The sequence below is a fragment of the Winslowiella sp. 2C04 genome, assembly GCF_050037805.1.
GTDB classification, from domain to species: Bacteria; Pseudomonadota; Gammaproteobacteria; order Enterobacterales; family Enterobacteriaceae; genus Erwinia; species Erwinia toletana_A.
This window is the reverse complement of record NZ_CP188300.1, coordinates 4,659,612-4,680,249: the sequence shown is the minus strand read 5'-3', so window position 1 is coordinate 4,680,249 and position 20,638 is coordinate 4,659,612. Positions and strand designations below refer to the sequence as shown.

Here is a 20,638-nt window from a genome sequence, read left to right as displayed (position 1 = left end):
CACTAAACGTAGCGCGCCGCCTGTCGGGTAAACCAGTCAGCCGGAATATTGTACGGCGGCTCGCTCAGTTGCCTGATGCCTTGCTCAATAATCACCGAGGCTTGCTGCCACAACTCGCGATTACCCTCTTTAAGCAGATCAATCTGCACCCGCTTTTCCACCAGATAAATCCGTGCGAAGCTGGCATCGTAATGAATAATCGAGCGGGTGTTGTCGATGATGTCAGCCAGTTTAATGGTTTGCGCATCGGGGCTGGCTTCAGCCGTGTGGCGAAAATGCGCCGCTTTGCGCATCGCGCGGTTTTTCGCCTGTGGCTGTTCGCCATCGGTAAGCATTGCGACCAGCTTAGCCACCTCATCGCCAAAATGACTTTCAATATCATTCAGCGTGGTGGCGGTATCTTCAACTGTGTCATGTAACCATGCCGCCGTCAGCATCGCTTCGTCGTCCGTCACACTGCGTACCAGTTCCACCACCGCCGCCGGATGAACAATATACGGTTCGTCAGTATATTTACGCCGTTGTCCGGCCTCGGCATGCGCTTTTGTGGCGTAGCGCCGCGCCTTTTCTTCCAGAGTTTGCATGCCATTGTCTCCCCAAGTAAAAAAGTTGCTTGCAATTATATAGCGCACTATCTATATTTTATTCCATGACATTACAACAAAATGTCAAAAAAGAGCCGGACGCGCCACTGTTGCTTGATTGGCCCTCTTGCTCAGGCCGGAATCAGCTATGCTGATGGTTGATAGTTATAGTGATTTTCAATATAAATCGCTCGCGATTTAATAGTGTATATAGATGCCCCTGAGGGCGAATCCCTGACAATAAGGAATACTGTTTATGTCATTAGAAAAAGTCGTCTATCGTGCAAAAGCTAAAGCAACCGGCGGTCGTGATGGTCGTGCAACCTCTTCCGACGGCGTGCTGGACGTAAAACTGGGCGTGCCAAAAGAGATGGGCGGGGCCGGTGGCGAGGCGACAAACCCTGAGCAGCTGTTTGCTGCCGGTTACTCTGCATGCTTCCTGGGTGCAATGAAGTTTGTTGCCGGACGCGACAAAATTGCGATGCCTAAAGACGCGTTTATCGAAGGTGAAGTGGGTATTGGCCCTTTGCCAACCGGTTTTGGTATTGAAGCGCAGCTGAATATTCACCTGCCAGGTATGGACGAAGCTGAAGCTCAGAAGCTGGTCGATGCCGCGCATATCGTTTGCCCGTACTCTAATGCCACGCGCAACAATATTGATGTGACGCTGAATATCATTAACTAAGCTTCCCGGGCGGCAACCCTGCCGCCTCTGTTTTATCCCGCCGACTTGTCCAAAACGCGCCTTTCCCGTTACAAATTTAATTTTCCCTGAACAATAGCGCTAAATATGTTTAACTACGCGGCGATTTCAGCGAAAACGTCAGACATTTCGCTTAAGAATCATCTTGATCATGATTTCAGAACGTCTAATTGCCCTTATTCCCGAACTCTGGCGCGACAACAGGGTCTGATTAGCGTTTAGAGTTTACTTCGTTACGCCGGGAAAAAAGGTCGAATGAATTTTATAAAATCGTTAACGCAACAGAAGTTATCCATTCTGCTTGCCCTCTATATTGGTATCTTGCTGAATCTCCCCGTCTTTTATCGACGTTTTGATCCTTTACTGACCCACTCTTCTTTGAAAAGCTGGCTGTCTGCCACCGCTGAAGTCGTTGCTATTGTTTTACTGACCTTCTTTCTGATGCGCATATTATCGCTCGGCGGGAAAATCTTTTATCGCATTGTCGCCAGCTTAATGGTGCTTATTTCCGTAGCGGCCAGCTACTACATGGCGTTTTTCAACGTGGTGATTGGCTACGGCATTGTGGCGTCGGTAATGACTACCGATATTGATCTGTCTAAAGAAGCGGTAGGGTTCCAGTTTGTCATCTGGATGGTGGTGGTCAGTGCACTTCCGCTGCTGATGATTTGGCGTAACAAGTTAAGCCTGACGCTGCTTGAGCAGCTAAAAACCCCCGGGCATCGGATCAGACCCCTGATCGTTATGGTGATCTCGCTGGCACTGGTCTATCTGCCGATTCGCTACTTTGATCAGGCACAGTCAAAACAAGAGAAAATCACCAATGTCGATCTGCCAAGCTATGGCGGCGTGGTGGCGCACTCTTATCTGCCGTCCAACTGGCTTGCCGCGCTGGGTTTATTTGCATATACCCGTGCTGATGAGTCAATGAACGATCAGGACTTACTGGATCCGGCGCAGGAGTTTACTTATGTGGCCCCTGCCGGTCTTGATGATACCTATGTGGTATTTGTGATTGGTGAAACCACGCGCTGGGACCATATGGGAATTCTTGGTTACGAGCGTGATACCACGCCAAATCTCTCTAAAGAGAAGAACCTGGTGGCGTTCCGTGGCGAATCCTGTGATACCGCGACTAAACTCTCGCTGCGCTGCATGTTTGTCCGTGAAGGCGGGACGATGGATAATCCCGGCCGTACGCTGAAAGAGCAGAACGTGTTTGCGGTGCTGAAAGCGCTGGGCTTCAGTTCTGAGCTGTTCGCGATGCAGAGCGAAGTCTGGTTTTACAACAATACCGATGCGGATAACTACGCTTTCCGTGAGCAAATTGGCTCAGAGAAGCGCAATCAGGGCAAAGCAGTGGATGATATGCTGCTGGTGCCGGAGCTGAAAGCCTCCGTTGACCGTCATCCAAACGGTAAGCACCTGGTGGTGCTGCATACTAAAGGTTCGCATTACCTCTATTCTCAGCGCTATCCGCGTGAGTTTGCCCGCTATCAGCCGGAGTGTATGGGAGTTGATGATTTCTGCAGCAAAGATCAGCTGATTAATGCCTTTGATAACTCGGTACTCTACACCGATACCGTATTACACAGCGTGTTTGATCAGCTGCGCGATAAAAAGGCCATTGTCTTCTATGCGTCGGATCATGGTGAATCCATCGACGAGAATATGCATCTGCACGGCACGCCGCGTGAAATGGCCCCACCAGAGCAGTTCCGGGTGCCAATGATTATCTGGGCATCGGATAAATATCTGGCTGATGCAGACAATAAGAGCGCCTTTGAGCGGCTGCAGGCGCAACAGCGTCTGGGGAAAACCCATCGCCATGTTGAATTGTACGATACCATTCTGGGCTGCTTAGGTTATACCTCTCCGGATGGGGGTATTAACCCGGCAAATAACTGGTGTCAGGCTCCGGCGAAGAGTGGGCAGGAAAATCCCTGATCCTGCTTTTAAAGGAAGCACTTAGCTTACGTTCGCACGCTTTCCAGGCAATCGGTAAGCATTTTTCAAAAAGTCATTGACGCTATCAGGGGGTAGCAGTAACATGCGCCCCCATCGGCGAGTAGCGCAGCTTGGTAGCGCAACTGGTTTGGGACCAGTGGGTCGGAGGTTCGAATCCTCTCTCGCCGACCATCTTCAGAACCCCAGTCAGCAATGACTGGGGTTTTTTGCTTTTTGCATCCGCCATTTTCTTTGTTATCTCTTCAGTAATCTGACCAGCTTAACCTTTCTCTGCCGCTGTTTTATTCGACGTAAAACACTTCTCTGCATTCTGATAGCTGTGATTTGCCTTAAACCCTTGCACCGTACGGGCTGAGCGCTTAATTCGCGACACGTTCTTCTTATGACCGATTCCCGCTTGTTGACCATTTCTTATGCCACAATGCCAGCATATTTAGCTGCTTTGGTGCTGGATAACAAAATTTATCGAGCAGTTATTCAGCGTTTAACGACAATTTTTATTTGTTTTTTAGTGGTGTAAATCGCTGGTAAATTTTTGTTACACGCGATCATTGTCTGGTTATTGGTGGCTGTAGAGTGTTTTTTAACTGTAATTGTTAGCAGGAAGTTTTTTTTATGTTTGCTTGCTGTTTCTCACACTCTGTGTAAATACCTGATAGTTGTATTGACGTTGGTTGCAACTGTTGACAAATTGATGCCTCAGTGAAGTGGAAGTAAGCGGATTCGTCTGATGGATTCCACGGAGTCAGACGTAAATAAAACTGCTTTTAACCGAAATTCTTCATTGATCTCCTGACCACATTAAAAAAACACAGGTCGGGCGTAACGCACACAACAACACATCACAATTGGAGCATAAGCATGAGTATTTCCTTGGCTAAATCAGGGATGCTGAAGGTTGGTCTGAGCCTGATCGCTATGACCGTTGCCGCAGGTGTCCAGGCGAAAACCCTCGTCTACTGTTCAGAAGGCTCACCTGAGGGCTTTAACCCGCAGTTATTCACCTCCGGCACTACCTATGACGCCAGTTCTCGTCAGATTTATAACCGTCTGGTTGAATTTAAAATTGGTACGACCGAAATTCAGCCGGCGCTGGCTGAAAAATGGGACGTCAGTGAAGATGGCAAAACCTATACATTCCACCTGCGTAAAGGTGTGAAATGGCACACGACCAAAGACTTCAAGCCAACCCGCGATTTTAATGCCGACGACGTTATCTTTACCTTTGAGCGTCAGCTGGATAAAAACAACAAGTATCACGGCGTTTCCGGCGGCAGCTACGAATACTTCGAAGGCATGGATATGCCTAATCTGATCAGCAAAGTTGAGAAAGTGGACGATAACACCGTGCGCTTTGTGCTGACCCGTCCTGAAGCACCGTTCCTCGCTGACCTGGGGATGGATTTTGCCTCTGTGCTGTCTGCCGAATATGCCGATAACATGCTGAAAGCCGGCACCCCGGAAAAAGTGGACCTGAACCCGGTAGGGACTGGCCCATTCCAGCTGCTGCAGTACCAGAAAGATTCACGCATTTTGTATAAAGCTAACGCCGATTACTGGGGCACCAAGCCGAAGATTGATCGCTTAGTGTTCTCTATCACGCCAGACGCGTCCGTGCGTTACGCGAAAATGCAGAAAGGCGAATGCCAGGTGATGCCGTACCCGAATCCGGCAGATATCGCGCGCATGAAGCAGGATAAAAACATCAACCTGATGGAGCAGCCTGGCCTGAACGTCGGCTATCTGTCATTTAACGTTGAGAAAAAACCGCTGGATAATCTGAAAGTGCGTCAGGCGCTGACCATGGCGGTAAATAAGAAAGCCATCATCGAAGCGGTTTATCAGGGTGCAGGCCAGTCGGCTAAAAACCTGATCCCACCAACCATGTGGGGCTACAACGATGAAGTGCAGGATTACCCATACGATGTGGAAAAAGCCAAAGCTCTGCTGAAAGAAGCGGGCATGGCAGATGGCTTCAGCATCGATCTGTGGGCGATGCCGGTACAACGCCCTTATAACCCGAACGCGCGCCGTATGGCTGAGATGATTCAGGCTGACTGGGCGAAAATCGGCGTGAAAGCCAAAATCGTAACCTACGAGTGGGGCGAGTATCTGAAGCGTGCCAAAGCCGGTGAGCATCAGACGGTTATGATGGGCTGGACCGGTGATAACGGGGATCCGGATAACTTCTTCGCGACCCTGTTCAGCTGCGCAGCGGCGAAAGATGGTTCTAACTATTCGCGCTGGTGTTACAAGCCGTTTGAAGATCAGATTCAGCCTGCCCGTGCAACTGAAGATCACGAAAAACGTATCTCTTACTACAAGCAAGCTCAGGTTGTGATGCACGACCAGGCGCCTGCTCTGATTATCGCGCATTCTACTGTCTATGAGCCAGTCAGTAAGAAAGTCAGTGGTTATGTCGTCGATCCATTAGGCGGCCACTACTTCGTCAACGTCGATATCGCAGAGTAAGTCGTTATACCCTGCAGGGCCAGCCTGGCTGGCCCTTTTCCCGGATGAATAAACTGGTCAAGGCGCGAGCTGGCTCCTGTGAGAGTCAGAGCGTCGCGGTGAGCGCTGTCTGGTTTACCGCAAGATGTGAGCAATTATAATCCCGTCGGCTACGCGCTGCGGGAAAATACAGAGATTACGGATTATGCTGCAGTTCATACTCCGACGTTTGGGTTTGGTTATCCCAACGTTTATTGGTATCACCCTGTTAACTTTCGCTTTCGTTCACCTGATTCCGGGCGACCCGGTAATGATTATGGCCGGTGAACGTGGCATCTCTCCTGAACGTCATGCCCAGTTACTGGCCCAGTTGGGGCTGGACCAGCCGATGTGGAAGCAGTACCTCACCTACATTAATGGTGTGTTGCATGGCGATCTGGGTATCTCCCTGAAAAGCCGCATCCCGGTATGGGACGAATTTGTACCGCGCTTTAAAGCCACGCTGGAGCTGGGCATCTGCGCGATGCTGTTTGCAATTGCGGTAGGCATTCCGGTTGGCGTGCTGGCGGCAGTAAAACGCGGGTCAATCTTTGATCATACCGCTGTTGGGATCTCCCTGACCGGTTACTCAATGCCAATCTTCTGGTGGGGCATGATGATGATCATGCTGGTGTCGGTGCAGCTTAACCTGACGCCGGTCTCCGGGCGCATCGGCGATACGGTGTTCCTTGACGATACCATGCCGCTGACCGGTTTTATGCTGATTGATACGCTGATTTGGGGCGAGCCAGGCAACTTCCATGATGCCGTGATGCATATGATTCTGCCTGCGGTAGTGCTGGGCACCATACCGCTGGCGGTAATTGTGCGTATGACGCGTTCATCAATGCTGGAAGTGCTGGGCGAGGATTACATCCGTACTGCTCGCGCTAAAGGGCTGACGCGCATGCGGGTGATTGTGGTGCATGCGCTGCGTAATGCGATGTTACCGGTGGTCACCGTGATTGGTCTGCAAGTCGGCACGTTGCTGGCAGGTGCGATCCTCACCGAAACCATTTTCTCCTGGCCGGGACTGGGCCGCTGGCTGATCGATGCTTTACAGCGTCGTGACTATCCGGTGGTTCAGGGCGGCGTCCTGCTGGTTGCTACCTTGATTATCCTGGTAAACCTGCTGGTCGACCTGCTGTATGGCGTGGTTAACCCACGTATCCGACATAAAAAATAAGGGGGCCAGGATGTCTCAAATTACTCCGGGCAGCGTCAGCGCTGCACCAAAGCCGATGACCCCGATTCAGGAATTCTGGCACTATTTTAAGCGTAACAAGGGTGCGGTTGTCGGCCTGGTCTACGTGGTGGTCATGATTTTAATCGCGGTGTTCGCCAGCGTGCTGGCACCGCACGCGCCTGCTGAGCAGTTCCGTGATGCACTACTGCGCCCGCCGGTCTGGCAGGAAGGCGGCAGCTGGCAGTTTATTTTGGGTACTGACGATGTTGGCCGTGACGTGCTGTCACGCCTGATGTACGGCGCACGCCTGTCGCTGCTGGTTGGCTGTATGGTGGTGGTGCTGTCACTGATCCTCGGCGTGGTGTTCGGCTTAATCGCCGGTTACGTCGGTGGTGCGGTAGATGCGGCGATTATGCGTCTGGTCGATATCATGCTGGCGCTGCCAAGCCTGCTGCTGGCATTGGTACTGGTTGCCATCTTTGGCCCGTCGATCGTTAATGCTTCGATTGCGCTGACATTTGTGGCACTGCCGCACTATATCCGCTTAACCCGCGCCGCGGTATTGGTGGAAGTGAACCGTGACTATGTTACCGCGTCGAGAGTCGCGGGTGCTGGCGCACTGCGGCAGATGTTCGTCAATATTTTGCCGAACTGCCTCGCACCGCTGATCGTGCAGGCGTCTCTTGGCTTCTCCAACGCGATTCTTGATATGGCTGCGTTGGGCTTCTTGGGTATGGGCGCGCAACCGCCAACGCCGGAGTGGGGCACCATGCTCTCCGACGTATTGCAGTATGCGCAAAGTGCCTGGTGGGTCGTCACCTTCCCGGGTGTTGCGATTCTGCTGACGGTTCTGGCATTTAACCTGATGGGTGATGGCTTACGTGATGCCCTCGACCCGAAACTCAAGCAGTAAAGAGGCACCGACATGGCGTTATTAAATGTAGATAAATTATCGGTGCATTTCGGCGACGAAAAGGCACCGTTTCGTGCGGTTGACCGCATTAGTTACCAGGTTGAGCAGGGGCAGGTAGTCGGTATTGTCGGCGAGTCTGGCTCCGGTAAATCGGTCAGCTCGCTGGCGATTATGGGGCTGATCGATTATCCCGGCAGGGTGATGGCCGACAAGCTGGAGTTTAACCAGCGCGACCTGAAGAAAATCTCGGAGAAAGAGCGGCGTCAGCTGGTGGGTTCGGAAGTGGCGATGATTTTCCAGGATCCAATGACCAGCCTTAACCCGTGCTATACCGTCGGTTTTCAGATTATGGAAGCGATCAAGGTTCACCAGGGCGGCAACCGCCGTACTCGTCGTCAGCGCGCCATCGATCTGCTTAACCAGGTGGGGATTCCCGATCCGGCCTCGCGTCTCGACGTTTATCCGCACCAGCTTTCTGGCGGAATGAGCCAGCGCGTGATGATCGCCATGGCGATTGCCTGCCGCCCTAAATTACTGATTGCCGATGAACCGACCACCGCACTGGACGTGACGATTCAGGCGCAGATTATTGAGCTGCTGCTCGACCTGCAACGTCAGGAAAATATGGCGCTGATCCTGATTACTCACGATCTGGCGCTGGTGGCGGAAGCGGCACAGCACATTATTGTGATGTACGCCGGGCAAGTGGTGGAAACCGGGAAAGCGGTCGATATTTTCCGTGCACCGCGGCACCCGTATACCCAGGCGCTGTTACGCGCGTTGCCGGAGTTTGCCGCCGATAAAGCGCGTCTGGCTTCGTTGCCGGGCGTGGTGCCGGGTAAATATGACCGCCCAGAGGGCTGTCTGCTTAACCCGCGCTGCCCGTATGCCAACGTGCGCTGCCGTACCGAAGAACCTGAACTGCGTGATATTCCAGGGCGTCAGTCCAAATGCCATTTCCCTCTGGATGATGCCGGGAGACCAACTTATGAGTCATGATAAATCGCTGGAGCAGCAGTATCTGTTGCAGGCTATCGATCTGAAAAAGCACTATCCGGTGAAGAAAGGGCTGTTTGGTCAGGAACGCCTGGTTAAAGCGTTGGATGGCGTTTCGTTTAATCTTGAGCGCGGCAAAACGCTGGCGGTAGTCGGTGAGTCGGGCTGCGGAAAATCGACGCTTGGCCGCCTGCTGACGATGATTGAGACGCCCACCGAAGGCCAGCTGTATTGGCACGGTCAGGATTTGCTGAAACACGATCCCCAGGCGCAGAAGTTGCGTCGGCAGAAAATCCAGATTGTGTTCCAGAATCCGTATGGCTCGCTGAATCCGCGTAAAAAGGTCAGCCAGATACTGGAAGAGCCGTTACAGATCAATACCAGCCTGAGCAAAGCCGAGCGCCGTGAAAAAACGCTGGAGATGATGGCGAAAGTGGGTCTGAAAACCGAGCATTATGATCGCTATCCGCATATGTTTTCCGGTGGTCAGCGCCAGCGCATCGCGATTGCCCGTGGCCTGATGCTCGATCCGGATGTGCTGATCGCTGATGAACCGGTCTCCGCGCTTGATGTATCGGTCAGGGCGCAGGTATTGAATCTGATGATGGATCTGCAACAAGACCTCGGCCTTTCTTACGTGTTTATTTCCCATGACTTATCGGTTGTTGAACATATCGCCGATGAAGTGATGGTGATGTATCTTGGCCGCTGCGTGGAAAAGGGCAGCAAAGAGGCGATTTTTGCCAATCCACGTCATCCGTATACTCAGGCGCTGTTGTCGGCAACACCGCGTCTGAATCCGGACGACCGTCGTGAACGTATTAAGCTGACAGGTGAACTGCCCAGCCCGCTTAATCCACCGCCGGGATGTGCGTTTAATGCCCGCTGTCGTCGTCGTTTCAGCACCTGCACGCAGTTGCAGCCAACGCTGAAGCAGTATGGTGAACAACAAATCGCCTGTTTTGCCGTCGATCAGGATGAGCAGCAACACGCGGTGTAAATCAAATCAGGCCGACATCTGTCGGCCTTTTTTACCGACATAACTTTGACTAACCCCTTCATTCAGTGATGATTAATTTCTTTCTTACTCATCTTTCAGCATGAGAAAAATCCCGCTTTATCCATTTAAGAATTTTAAATAGTTACGGTGACCATAAATAACAGACGTAATCATTCTGGAATTAACTAATCCATTGGATTAAAAACAATGATGGATCATCACGTTTAATTAATTAGAATCTTCTGACTCAACATTTTGGAGTGTGCTATATTTTTCTCAAATCAAGCCATTAATACGTTGAATCATATGAAAAGTTATGATGATTTGCAGCGATTCAAAGAAAAAACGCAAACAAATAACATCAAATTCAAGGACATGTCCGAGCAATCCCTTGAATCTGATACCACTAATTGGGCAATCATCAAGCAATTACTCAATGACAATAACGGCGATTCTGCGCTGGAGCGTGGGCAAAGTATTGATGTGATTCAACCGCAACCGATAACAAAAGATCAGTTTGCCTCACCGGTCTCAGCGCATCAGGTGGTGAAGTCTTTTATTGCCGCTCCGTCGGTGACTCATCAGGACGGCTCACTGTTTGACAGTATTGCGGCAACGCTAAAGCCCGCTGCCGAATTGTCGTCAGCACGGCCAGACATGCCGCCAGCTGCACAAATGACACCGCCTGCTGCGGCTTCCATTTCGCCGTGGACTGAAGCTGCTGCTGTTCCCCTGTTTCAGCAGGCCGCCGCTCAACTGGCTGCTGCGCCGCCTGTCAGCCATACTGAAAATACGTCGCGTTACAAACAGTTGTTTCACTCCCGTTCTGCCAGCCCGGCAATCAGTCTGACCAAAGATGCATTACTTAAACCCCTGCTGGAGAAGATTGCTTTATGCCGTTAGTTTGTGTGTGTTCTCCAAAAGGTGGCGTGGGTAAAACCACCATGGCGGCTAATCTGGCTTACGCACTGGCGCGCGGGGGAAGTAAGGTACTGGCCATTGATTTTGACGTGCAAAATGCGCTGCGTCTGCATTTTGGCGTACCGCTGTCTGACGGGCGCGGGTTTGTTGCCCGTTCGGCCGAAAACTCCGACTGGAGCCAGTCGATCCTGACTACCGGCGGTAATATCTTTGTACTGCCTTACGGCGATGTCACTGAAGATCAACGCGTAGCGTTTGAAAATAATCTGGCGAACGACCCCCACTTTCTGCGACGTGGGCTGGATACGGTACTCAATTATCCCGGGCTGGTGATTATTGCCGATTTCCCTCCCGGCCCTGGCCCGGCGCTGAAAGCGATGAGTGAGCTGGCAGATTTGCATTTGGTGGTGATGCTGGCAGATACCGCGTCCTTATCACTGCTGCCACAAATTGAAAATGAACGGATGATCGGTAAAGCGCTGAACCAAAAATCAGGACATTACTTTATTCTGAACCAGAGTGATTCGCGCCGTAATATCAGCCGCGATGTCACGGCGTTTATGCAGCAGCGTCTTGGTGAAAAACTGCTGGGTGTCGTGCATCGCGATGAGAGTGTGGCGGAAGCCAATGCGTCGCAGCGTTCGATTTTTGACTTTAGCCCGGTATCCGCCGCGGCGTTTGATATTGAGCTGGTCAGTAAACGTCTGGCTGGCTTACTGAATATTAAGGTTGGTGATGGCGAAGTTCATGCCAATCTGCGTTCATTCTGACGTTGACGTGGCAAGGATGCCGCACCCAGTAGTGGGTTACAAATAGCTTATTTATAAGCATTAAAATCTATCCTTGCTTGCGGGATTCCCAATGAATAAAGCGCTCTTTTACCTGCTGTTGCTGGTATTATTTCCAGTTGCAGCGGTGATTGTCATCACGCCAATGGACAGTCAGAAGCAATATATATTTGGCTTAATTAGTATCGGAATCTTGTTTTTACTCGGTCTGAGTAAAAGTAAGCAAGTCTCAATTGTGATGGTGATCCTGTCGGCGTTAATGTCCACCCGCTATATTTATTGGCGCGCCACGGAGACGCTGCATTTCAATTCTGAAATTGAAGCGATCCTCGGGATTGGCTTATTTATTGCCGAACTGTATGTCTGGCTGATTTTAATCCTCGGCTTCCTGCAAACCACCTGGCCGCTAAAGCGCACTATCGAACCGCTGCCGGATGATATCAATCTGTGGCCGACGGTCGATGTTTACGTGCCGACCTATAACGAAAGCCTTGATGTAGTCCGTGATACGGTGCTGGCGGCACAGTGTATTGATTACCCGCGCAATAAACTCAAAATCTACCTGCTGGATGATGGCAAGCGCAGTGAGTTTGCAGTGTTCGCCGCCGATGTCGGCGTCGGCTATATTACCCGTGAAGATAACTCGCATGCGAAAGCGGGCAATCTTAACCATGCGATGAAAATCACTAAAGGCGAGCTGATTTGCGTCTTTGACTGTGACCACGTGGCGACGCGGACTTTCCTGCAGGCGACGGTGGGGCCATTTCTGAACGATCCGAAGCTGGCGCTGTTGCAAACCCCGCACTATTTTTACTCTCCCGATCCGTTCGAACGTAACCTGCGCGCGGCACGCAATGTACCCAATGAAGGCGCTTTATTTTATGGGCCGGTTCAGCAGGGCAACGATAACTGGAATGCCACCTTTTTCTGCGGTTCCTGTGCGGTGATTCGCCGCTCGGCGCTGGAAGAGATTGGCGGTTTTGCGGTTGAGACGGTGACCGAAGATGCCCACACCGCATTAAAGATGCAGCGTCTCGGATGGGGTTCCGCGTTTCTGGCGATCCCGCTGGCAGCCGGTCTGGCGACCGAGCGTCTGGGGCTGCACGTGGTGCAGCGCACCCGCTGGGCGCGAGGCATGACGCAGATTTTCCGCGTCGATAATCCTTTACTGGGTCGCGGCCTGAAGTGGCAACAGCGTCTCTGTTATCTTAACGCGATGCTGCACTTCCAGTTTGGCTTGCCGCGCGTGGTGTTTCTGACCGCGCCGCTGTGTTATCTGCTGTTTAATCTGAATATCATTCACTCATCGGCTTCACTGATTTTTGCCTATGTACTGCCGCATCTGGTGATGTCAGTGTTCGTCAACTCACGAATGAATGGCCGTTTCCGCTACACCTTCTGGGGTGAAATTTACGAAACGGTGATGGCATTTCATCTGGTGATCCCGACGATATTAACCCTGTTGTCGCCAAAGCACGGCAAATTTAACGTTACCGATAAGGGCGGCTTGCTGGACGTTGGCTTCTTCGATTTTAACATCGTGCGACCGCACGTTATTACCGCAGCCTTGCTGTTTATCGGCATTGTTGCCGGTATTACCCGTGCCGTCGCGCATGACTACTTTGGTGTTGATCCTTACGTTATCGCGCTGAACGTTGGCTGGGCGATCTTCAGCCTGATTATTCTGATGGCGGCAATCGCCGTGGCGCGTGAAACTCGCCAGACGCGTAAAACCATCCGTATTGATGTAAAAGTGCCGGTGATTATTCACTACGCCAGCGGTATCTCTTCACGCAGCACCACGGTGAATCTGTCGATGGGCGGTGCGCAAATTGTCGCGCCGGATAATCGTCATGAAAATGATGAGATTGAAGAGATTGATCTGCTGTTGCAGTCTGGCGCTATCTCTATCCCGGTGAAAACCATGGGTGCCAGCGATGGCGTGATCCGCATGAAATTTGAAGAAATGCCGCTATCGCGGCGGCGTGAACTGGTACGCGTTGTGCTGGCGCGTGCCGATGCCTGGATTCAACCACCGCATCAACCGGATAACCCGCTGCGTTCGCTGTTAACCATTATCCGCACCGTTTTTGAATTGTTCTGGCTTACCTGGCAGGCGCGTCGTGACAAACGCAAAGCCAGCAAAGCCGCTGCAAGAGGATAACGCCGCATGAAGCAACTTTTTATCAAGGCGATGCTGGCAACCCTGATTGGCGGCAGTATCACGTTGAGCAGCGCCGGGGCAGTGGAGCAGAGCGTCACCGTCGACAGCAATGCGTTGTCGCAACTTCCGCCGCCAGCGGATATTGATACCGCAGAAAGCAGCCTGCGTTCTTCTGCTGAAGCGATGCCGTATGCGCCTGAAAGCCTGCTGACCGGCAGCCAGATAACCGATCCAGCCACGACGGCGGCACCGGAAACGGCGATCGCGCAACCTGCTGAGCTCACTCCGGCCGATTTGCCGCCGGTGGCTGGTAATGCGCCAGCGTTGGCGTTTCAGCCGATTTCCAGCAGCGTGACCGTGGCGCAGATGGGGCAGCAGAAGGGTATTACGCTCAGCGGGGGTCAGTTGCAGTCAGGCATCGTGTTTACCCTGCCGAGCGACCAGGTGATTACCAATGCGCATCTCGATTTAACGTTGCACGTTTCACCCGCGCTGGCCGCGCGCAACACCTCAATGCAGCTGATGCTCAACGGCCAGCCGTTGGGTACGCTGCCGCTGAGCGCTTCCGACAGCGACAGCGCCAGTTTCCAGCTGGATATTCCGGCGGCGATGGTGGTATCAAGTAACAACCTGAGTTTTAAAATCAACGACGCCGATCAGCTGTTGTGCGAGCGTGACAGTGCCGATCAATATCAGGTCACTATTCTGCCGCAGACCCGCCTGTCACTGGAAGGTCAGCAGCTGAATATCGGCACCAGTATGCGTAACTTCCCGCGGCCGTTTATTGATCCGCTGCAGATGACATCTGCTACGGTGCCGATGGCTTTTCCTGCCAAGGTCACACCAGCACAGGTTACCGCTGCGGCGATGGTGGCTTCATGGGTTGGCATCCAGGCAGACTATCGTGGCGCGCGCTTCCCGGTGCTGCGTAATCAGCTGCCAGAGAAAAACGGTATGGTGTTTGGCCAGCCAGGCGAAAGAGTGGGCAGCCTGACGCTACCTGCGGTAGACGCGCCAACGCTGCAACTGGTAGATAATCCTGATAACCCCACTTATAAATTGATGCTGGTGATCGGTAAAAATGAAGATCAGTTACGTCAGGCCGCTTACCGTTTAATCAATGCGCCGCTGGCGCAGGATTCACCGACGCTGACGGTTGCGACGCAAACTATTCCGCAGCGTAAAGCCTATGATGCGCCGCGCTGGATTAATACCGATCGACCGGTGCTGCTAAGTGAATTATTGCGCAAGGACCAGAGTCTGACCACCAACGGAATCTGGCACGACGCCTTGCGGGTTAACTTCCGCGCCGCGCCGGATCTGTTCCTGTGGGACGGCGATACCATTCCGGTGCAGCTTAACTATCGCTTTCCGTCAGAAAACTGGATCGATGAGAATAAATCACTGCTCAATGTCACGCTGAATGGCACCTTTTTGCGTAATCTGACGGTGAATAAAGTCGGTCTGCTGGAGAATATCTGGCATCGGCTGGGGGGGGATGCGCGTCAGGAAAAGTACACGCTGAATCTGGAACCCTATCTAATTTATGGCGATAACCAGCTGCAACTCTATTTTAATATCCAGCCAAAGGCCGATGCGCCTTGCAGCGTGTTACTGAATAATAATATCAAGAGCCGTATCGAAGAGAGTTCGTCGATCGATCTGAGCAATACCCGTCATTTTACCCTGTTGCCAAACCTCTCTTACTTTGTTGGCGCATCGTTCCCGTTCTCGCGTTTGGCTGATTATTCACAAACGGTGATGCTGCTGCCGGAAAAACCCACCGATGCAGAAATTACCGCGCTGCTGGATATGGCCGGGCGCTCAGGCAACGCCACCGGTGCGACGCTCGACCACAGCAGCGTGATGTTTGGTATTCCTGCTGGCGGCGCGAATCTCGCACGGCTGCAAAAAAGCGATGTGCTGGCGGTGTCGACGCTCGGACAGAGCGCGTTTAATCAGCAGATGTTGCAGTCCTCACCCTATTACACCAACGCGCGGACCTTTGGCGTCAAAGCACCGGATACGCTGGAAAAACTGCGCAGCTGGCTGACCGGTGACTGGTATCGCAAGCCACTGGACGCCGATCGCTACTTCTCCTCTAACGAAGCCTGGCGCGGGTTTGTCAGCTATCGCTCGCCATGGAGTCAGGATCGTCTGGTGGTGATGACCATCGGCAGTAACGATCAGCAACTGCTTAATTTACATAACGACCTGAATTCTGCGCGGATTAATGCCGGGATTCGCGGCGATACTGCGATCATCACTGATGAAAACGGTATTCGCAGCTTCCGCGTCGGTCCGCAGTTTCCGAGCGGCCAGATGCCGTGGTACATGATGGTGGTGTGGTATGCCAACCAGCATTCAGTATTGATGGCATTGATGGCGTTACTGGTCTCTGTGGTGATAGGTAGCTGTGCTTATCTGATGCTGAAGCGCCATGCGTGGCGGCGTCTGCATGGGCATAAAAAAGATGATTCCTCTGGCGAACAGAAGTGATACAACCATGAAAATAACCACGTTAACCGCCAGAGTTCGTCAGGCACTACTGCTAAGCAGTGCAATGGCTGCCGGCGCGTTTTCGCCCATGCTGCTGGCGGCAGAAAATAATCCGGCGTTGCAGGCGTTATTCGACCAGGCCACTTACTGGCATCAGAAATCGCATGATGATCTGGCTAAAGATGCGCTGCAAAAAGTGCTGATGGTCGATGCCAATAATACGCAGGCGCTGTATCTAATGGCGCTCTATTCGCAGCAAAATGGCGACAACGCGGCGGCGGCTCAGTGGCGTAATCGTCTGAGCAGCGTCTCGCCGCAGGACCCACGACTGAGCGAGCTGGACAATGCCAGACAGTTGCAATCGATTCCTCAGGCGCAGCTCTCGCTGGCACGTCAGCAGGCGCGTAGTGGTAACGTCAGTGCGGCACTGCAAACCTGGCGTAATACTTTTGCCGGTAGCGAACCGCCTGCCAGTATCGCAGCGGAATATTATCTGACGATGGCGGGCGATCGCAGCTTGCGTCCGCAGGCTATCGACAGTCTGCGCCAGTTTGCTACTCAGCATCCACAGGATGCTGGCGCTCAGCTGGCATTGGGTAAAGCATTGACCTGGCAAGAGTCGACGCGGCGCGAAGGGTTGCAGATGTTGCAGGGAATGGCCGACGGTAACCCTGATGCCGATCGCTCAATGCGTCAGGCTTTATTGTGGTTAGCGCCGCAGCCGGAAGATGCCGCACTGTACCAGACTTGGCAGCAGCGCCATCCTCAGGACAGCGCCGTGCTGGAGTACTATCGCAAAAATGTCGGTGGTGCCGAGAAAGGCCAGGGCTTTACCGCACTGAACAGTGGGGATGTTGCTGGTGCGCAAAGCGCCTTCGAACAGGTGCTGCAGGCCAATCCACAAGATGCCGATGCGCTGGCCGGTATGGGTTATGCCGCGCAGCGCAGCGGTAACTACAGCGCCGCCGCTGATTATCTCGAGCGCTCAGCGAAGCTGGGAGGAAATGACAGTCAACAGCGTCAACAACAGGCCAGTGACGCGCGTTTTTATGCGCAGTTAGCTTCGGCGCAGCAGGCGCTGAAATCTGGTGATACTGCCCAGGCGCTGACGCTTAGTGAGCCGCTGGTGCAGGCCGACGGAGAAAAGGGCATTGCGGCCAGGTTATTTCGTGCCGATGTGTTGCGCCGTACTAACCAGCTGACGCAGGCAGAACAAACCTATCGCTCGGTGTTGCAGAGTGATGCGGATAACCGTAACGCCAAAGAAGGCCTGTTCTACGTGCTGCGTCAGCAGAATCGCGCTACAGAAGCCAACGCCTTATTGTCATCGCTGCCTGACAGCGTGCGTCAGAGTGTGATGCCACGAGCTGTCAGCACCAGCGAGCCGGTGCGTCAGCAAGCGAAACAGGCGCTGGCGGCAGGGAACGCCTCACAGGCGATGACGCTGTTGCAGCAGGGTATTGAACGTTTTCCAAATGATGGCTGGCTGCGTCTTGATCTGGCACGAATTTATCGGACGCAGGGTGATAACGCCGCGGCTGCAAGTGTCATGCAGCCGGTGTTTCGTAACGGGGCCAGCAGCAACGAGCTGTACGCCGGTGCGCTGAATGCCAGCGAAAGTGGCGCATGGCAGCAAGCCAGCACACTGCTGGCGCGCATTCCTGTCAGTAGCCAGAATGCGGAGATGCGCGCGCTGGCACAGCGGGTGAACTTTAATCTGCAAATGGCGACCGCCGCGCAGTATCTGGCACAGGGTTCTGATGCGGCCGCGGCTAATACCTTGAAAGCGCTGGCAGCCAATCCGCCGTCGAATCCGGCCGATGCTGGCAAGCTGGCACAAAACCTGGCGCAGGCCGGAGATATTTCAACGGCGATAGCGGTAGTACGCGGCAATATGCAGCGTGGCGTGCAGGGCAACGCTGGCGATTATGCTGCGCAGGTGGCTGTGCTGAATCAGGCGGGCCTGAGCGCCGAAGCACAGCGTTTTCTCAGTAGTCCGGAGTTGCAATCGCGCAGTACGCCGACCCAGCTGGCTGGTATTCGTAATGGTTATATCATCAATGAAGTCGACCGGTTGCGTGAGCAGAAGCAATACGCAGCGGCTTACGACAAGCTGATTGGCGCACTGCAAAACGACCCGCAGAACAGCGATCTGATGTTTGCCATGGCGCGACTGTATCAATCCGGCAAAATGAATAAAGAAGCCGGCGTGGTTTACGATTATCTGTTAACCCGTGATACCCCAACCCAGGATGCACGCGTCGGTTCAATTGACGTGGCGCTGGCACTGAATGATGTGCCGAAAGCTCGCGCATTAACCAACGGCCTGCGTGGCGAACAGACACCGGAACGCCTGCTGTTGATGGCGCGGGTGTCTGAAGCGGAAGGCGAGCATAACCAGGCACTGGGTTACTTACGTACCGCACGCGGCAAAATGATAGGGCTGCAAGGTGCAGAAACCGGCAGCGTGCCAGCAGTGGGTGGGCTGGCGCTGGCGGATAATCCATTTATAAACCGCAGCACCCCAGACCGGCGACGTACAGCTTCAACTTACGGTGCCACTATGCCATGGCAGCAGGCGCCGGATGCTACCAGCTATCGTGATATCGATGGTCAGACGGCGGCTATCGATGTGCCGTCACAGCAGAGCCGGACGCTGCATCAGATCGACAGCATGATGGACGATCTGCAACAACGCACCGGCACCTGGGCGCAGGGTGGCGTACAGATTCGCGGCCGTGATGGCGAATCCGGTTTGAGTAAGCTGACTGAAGCCAAAGCGCCGCTGAGCTGGTCAAGCGTGCCGTTTGGCGATTCGCGCTTTGAATTTACCGTCACACCGGTCTCGCTTAATGCTGGCAGTGCCGACGGTCAGTCAAGCCGCCGCTTCGGAACCGGTGCGCTGTCGCAGGCGGTTTCCGCCGCGGTTCAGACCCTGAAGAATGAGAAAATTACCAAGAGCGACGGCACTGATTTCACCTTTGACGATCTTAATCCGCTGACGACGAAAGGTCTGTCGACGCTGCAATCGGTGCAGAATTCGCTGGCCGCTGCCACCGATAAAGCCAATCTTGATGATGTCACCGTCGACTCTCCGGGTTCACAAAACGCCTCTGGCGTTGAGCTGAAACTGGCACTGACTGGCGATCAATACAAAATTGATCTCGGCAGCACGCCACTGGGTCAGGATCTGAGTACGCTGGTGGGTGGCATTCAGTGGTCGCCAAAAATTACCGATTATCTGACGCTGATCCTGACCGGTGAGCGCCGTCCGGTCACCGACAGTCTGCTCTCTTATGTCGGTGCAACGGATAAACTTTCCGGCGAAAGCTGGGGGCGCGTCACTAAAAATGGCGGCAATGCCTTACTCAGCTATGATGACGGCGATGCCGGTTTTTATGCCGGTGTGGGCGCATACAGTTATCTCGGCGAGAATGTCACCAGTAACAACAGCGTGGTAGCGAATGCCGGTGCTTATATTCGTCCTTACCATTACGAAGACCGCGAGCTGAAGACCGGTATCAGTATGAGCTGGATGGATTTCTCAAAAAACCTCAGCTATTTCAGTTACGGCCAGGGTGGCTATTTCAGCCCGCAGGACTATGTCAGCGTCTCTTTCCCGGTGGAGTTCACGCAAAAGTATGATGATTTAAGTGTGCGTTTCGGTGGCTCAGCAGGCTATCAATCTTATTCACAGGATCGCAGCGCCTACTTCCCGAACAATCCTCAATGGCAGAGTCAGTTAGAGACCGCAGTCACCAATGGTTATGCGACAGAAGCGTACTACTCGGGTGGCAGCAAAAACGGCATTGGCTATAACCTGCATGCCGGAGCGGATTATAAGGTGAATAAAGATGTCACCATTGGCGGACAGTTGGGCTATGACACCTTTGGTGATTACAACGAAAGCACCGCGCAACTCTATTTCCGCTACATGCTGGGAGACAAATAACGATGAGTGAACCGTCCAACACTTTGCATCAATCCCGTCTACACTCTCATCAGCCTGGCTGGTTTGATCTGCTGAGCGTGATTGTGGCTGGCATGCTGGAAAATGCCGGTGAGCAGGAAAGTCAGCTGTTTTTGCAGCAAATGGGTCAGCAACTGGCGCAGCGTTATCCACTGGAGAGCGCCCGCACGGTGCGCGACCTTGAGCTGCAGATTAATCTGGCGTTATCCCGCTTTAACTGGGGATTTGTAGATATCGAGCCGCTGGAAAATGCATTAGTGATTACCCATCGCGCATTACCGGCAGGTGATGAGCATCTTGAGGCGGTACACTGGCGCGATGCTATGGGTGCCGTACTGACCGGGCTGTATGCTGCCTGGTTACGTGCGCAAGGGGGGAGTGAACAGGTTCCTCTGGTGTGTGACTCGGTATCTGACGATGCTGCTTTATTATTCCGTTATCAAAATAGTTAGCGAG

General features: G+C 53.1%; 14 protein-coding genes and 1 tRNA gene. 14 read left to right on the top strand and 1 reads right to left on the bottom strand.

The window, feature by feature from the left end:
• Positions 1–2: 2 nt before the first annotated feature.
• Positions 3–584, bottom strand: coding sequence for an HD domain-containing protein (locus tag ACP3TC_RS21270; RefSeq protein ID WP_313854816.1), 582 nt, complete (start codon positions 582–584; stop codon positions 3–5).
• A gap of 256 nt (positions 585–840) precedes the next feature.
• Here ACP3TC_RS21270 and ACP3TC_RS21265 point away from each other — a divergent pair, with 256 nt between their 5' ends.
• The 14 genes from ACP3TC_RS21265 (at position 841) to bcsD (ending at position 20,634) form a co-directional block, all read left to right on the top strand.
• Complete coding sequence (locus ACP3TC_RS21265; RefSeq protein WP_313854817.1) at positions 841–1,269, top strand: organic hydroperoxide resistance protein; 429 nt, start codon at positions 841–843, stop codon at positions 1,267–1,269.
• Positions 1,270–1,542: 273 nt separating this feature from the next.
• Complete coding sequence (gene eptB / locus ACP3TC_RS21260; RefSeq protein ID WP_313854819.1) at positions 1,543–3,234, top strand: kdo(2)-lipid A phosphoethanolamine 7''-transferase; 1,692 nt, start codon at positions 1,543–1,545, stop codon at positions 3,232–3,234.
• Positions 3,235–3,349: 115 nt separating this feature from the next.
• A tRNA-Pro gene (locus ACP3TC_RS21255) sits at positions 3,350–3,426 on the top strand.
• Positions 3,427–4,116: 690 nt separating this feature from the next.
• Positions 4,117–5,727: a dipeptide ABC transporter periplasmic-binding protein DppA gene (gene dppA / locus ACP3TC_RS21250; protein ID WP_313854820.1), complete on the top strand. Its 1,611-nt coding sequence runs from the start codon at positions 4,117–4,119 to the stop codon at positions 5,725–5,727.
• Between the two features lie 184 nt (positions 5,728–5,911).
• Complete coding sequence (gene dppB, locus ACP3TC_RS21245; protein ID WP_313854821.1) at positions 5,912–6,931, top strand: dipeptide ABC transporter permease DppB; 1,020 nt, start codon at positions 5,912–5,914, stop codon at positions 6,929–6,931.
• 10 nt (positions 6,932–6,941) lie between these two features.
• Positions 6,942–7,844: a dipeptide ABC transporter permease DppC gene (gene dppC, locus ACP3TC_RS21240; protein WP_313854822.1), complete on the top strand. Its 903-nt coding sequence runs from the start codon at positions 6,942–6,944 to the stop codon at positions 7,842–7,844.
• A gap of 12 nt (positions 7,845–7,856) precedes the next feature.
• A complete protein-coding gene (gene dppD / locus ACP3TC_RS21235; protein WP_313854823.1) occupies positions 7,857–8,843 on the top strand; it encodes a dipeptide ABC transporter ATP-binding protein in 987 nt (328 codons plus the stop codon).
• Positions 8,833–9,840, top strand: a complete 1,008-nt coding sequence (gene dppF, locus ACP3TC_RS21230; RefSeq protein WP_313854825.1) for a dipeptide ABC transporter ATP-binding subunit DppF — start codon at positions 8,833–8,835, stop codon at positions 9,838–9,840. The genes dppD and dppF overlap by 11 nt, the downstream gene beginning before the upstream one ends.
• 306 nt (positions 9,841–10,146) lie before the next feature.
• Positions 10,147–10,743, top strand: a complete 597-nt coding sequence (gene bcsO, locus ACP3TC_RS21225) for a cellulose biosynthesis protein BcsO (RefSeq protein WP_426817211.1) — start codon at positions 10,147–10,149, stop codon at positions 10,741–10,743.
• Positions 10,734–11,531, top strand: a complete 798-nt coding sequence (bcsQ, locus tag ACP3TC_RS21220; RefSeq protein ID WP_313854828.1) for a cellulose biosynthesis protein BcsQ — start codon at positions 10,734–10,736, stop codon at positions 11,529–11,531. Before bcsO ends, bcsQ begins: the two co-directional genes overlap by 10 nt.
• A 91-nt stretch (positions 11,532–11,622) precedes the next feature.
• Entirely contained in the window at positions 11,623–13,713 is a 2,091-nt protein-coding gene (gene bcsA / locus ACP3TC_RS21215; RefSeq protein ID WP_426817210.1) for a UDP-forming cellulose synthase catalytic subunit, read from the top strand.
• Between the two features lie 6 nt (positions 13,714–13,719).
• Positions 13,720–16,212, top strand: coding sequence for a cellulose biosynthesis cyclic di-GMP-binding regulatory protein BcsB (gene bcsB, locus ACP3TC_RS21210; RefSeq protein WP_313854831.1), 2,493 nt, complete (start codon positions 13,720–13,722; stop codon positions 16,210–16,212).
• 7 nt (positions 16,213–16,219) lie between these two features.
• Positions 16,220–20,164, top strand: coding sequence for a cellulose biosynthesis protein BcsC (locus ACP3TC_RS21205; RefSeq protein ID WP_313854833.1), 3,945 nt, complete (start codon positions 16,220–16,222; stop codon positions 20,162–20,164).
• A gap of 2 nt (positions 20,165–20,166) precedes the next feature.
• Positions 20,167–20,634 (top strand): cellulose biosynthesis protein BcsD, encoded by a 468-nt coding sequence (bcsD, locus tag ACP3TC_RS21200; RefSeq protein WP_426817209.1) that lies wholly within the window; start codon positions 20,167–20,169, stop codon positions 20,632–20,634.
• Positions 20,635–20,638: the final 4 nt, after the last annotated feature.

Excerpts from the sequence above, each read along its gene's own strand:
- bcsQ (WP_313854828.1), top strand. The coding sequence starts at position 10,734 with ATGCCGTTAGTTTGTGTGTGTTCTCCAAAAGGTGGCGTGGGTAAAACC.
- bcsO (WP_426817211.1), top strand. The coding sequence starts at position 10,147 with ATGAAAAGTTATGATGATTTGCAGCGATTCAAAGAAAAAACGCAAACA.
- bcsA (WP_426817210.1), top strand. The coding sequence starts at position 11,623 with ATGAATAAAGCGCTCTTTTACCTGCTGTTGCTGGTATTATTTCCAGTT.
- bcsD (WP_426817209.1), top strand. The coding sequence starts at position 20,167 with ATGAGTGAACCGTCCAACACTTTGCATCAATCCCGTCTACACTCTCAT.
- bcsB (WP_313854831.1), top strand. The coding sequence starts at position 13,720 with ATGAAGCAACTTTTTATCAAGGCGATGCTGGCAACCCTGATTGGCGGC.
- ACP3TC_RS21265 (WP_313854817.1), top strand. The coding sequence starts at position 841 with ATGTCATTAGAAAAAGTCGTCTATCGTGCAAAAGCTAAAGCAACCGGC.
- ACP3TC_RS21205 (WP_313854833.1), top strand. The coding sequence starts at position 16,220 with ATGAAAATAACCACGTTAACCGCCAGAGTTCGTCAGGCACTACTGCTA.
- dppD (WP_313854823.1), top strand. The coding sequence starts at position 7,857 with ATGGCGTTATTAAATGTAGATAAATTATCGGTGCATTTCGGCGACGAA.
- dppB (WP_313854821.1), top strand. The coding sequence starts at position 5,912 with ATGCTGCAGTTCATACTCCGACGTTTGGGTTTGGTTATCCCAACGTTT.
- dppC (WP_313854822.1), top strand. The coding sequence starts at position 6,942 with ATGTCTCAAATTACTCCGGGCAGCGTCAGCGCTGCACCAAAGCCGATG.
- dppF (WP_313854825.1), top strand. The coding sequence starts at position 8,833 with ATGAGTCATGATAAATCGCTGGAGCAGCAGTATCTGTTGCAGGCTATC.
- dppA (WP_313854820.1), top strand. The coding sequence starts at position 4,117 with ATGAGTATTTCCTTGGCTAAATCAGGGATGCTGAAGGTTGGTCTGAGC.
- ACP3TC_RS21270 (WP_313854816.1), bottom strand. The coding sequence starts at position 584 with ATGCAAACTCTGGAAGAAAAGGCGCGGCGCTACGCCACAAAAGCGCAT.
- eptB (WP_313854819.1), top strand. The coding sequence starts at position 1,543 with ATGAATTTTATAAAATCGTTAACGCAACAGAAGTTATCCATTCTGCTT.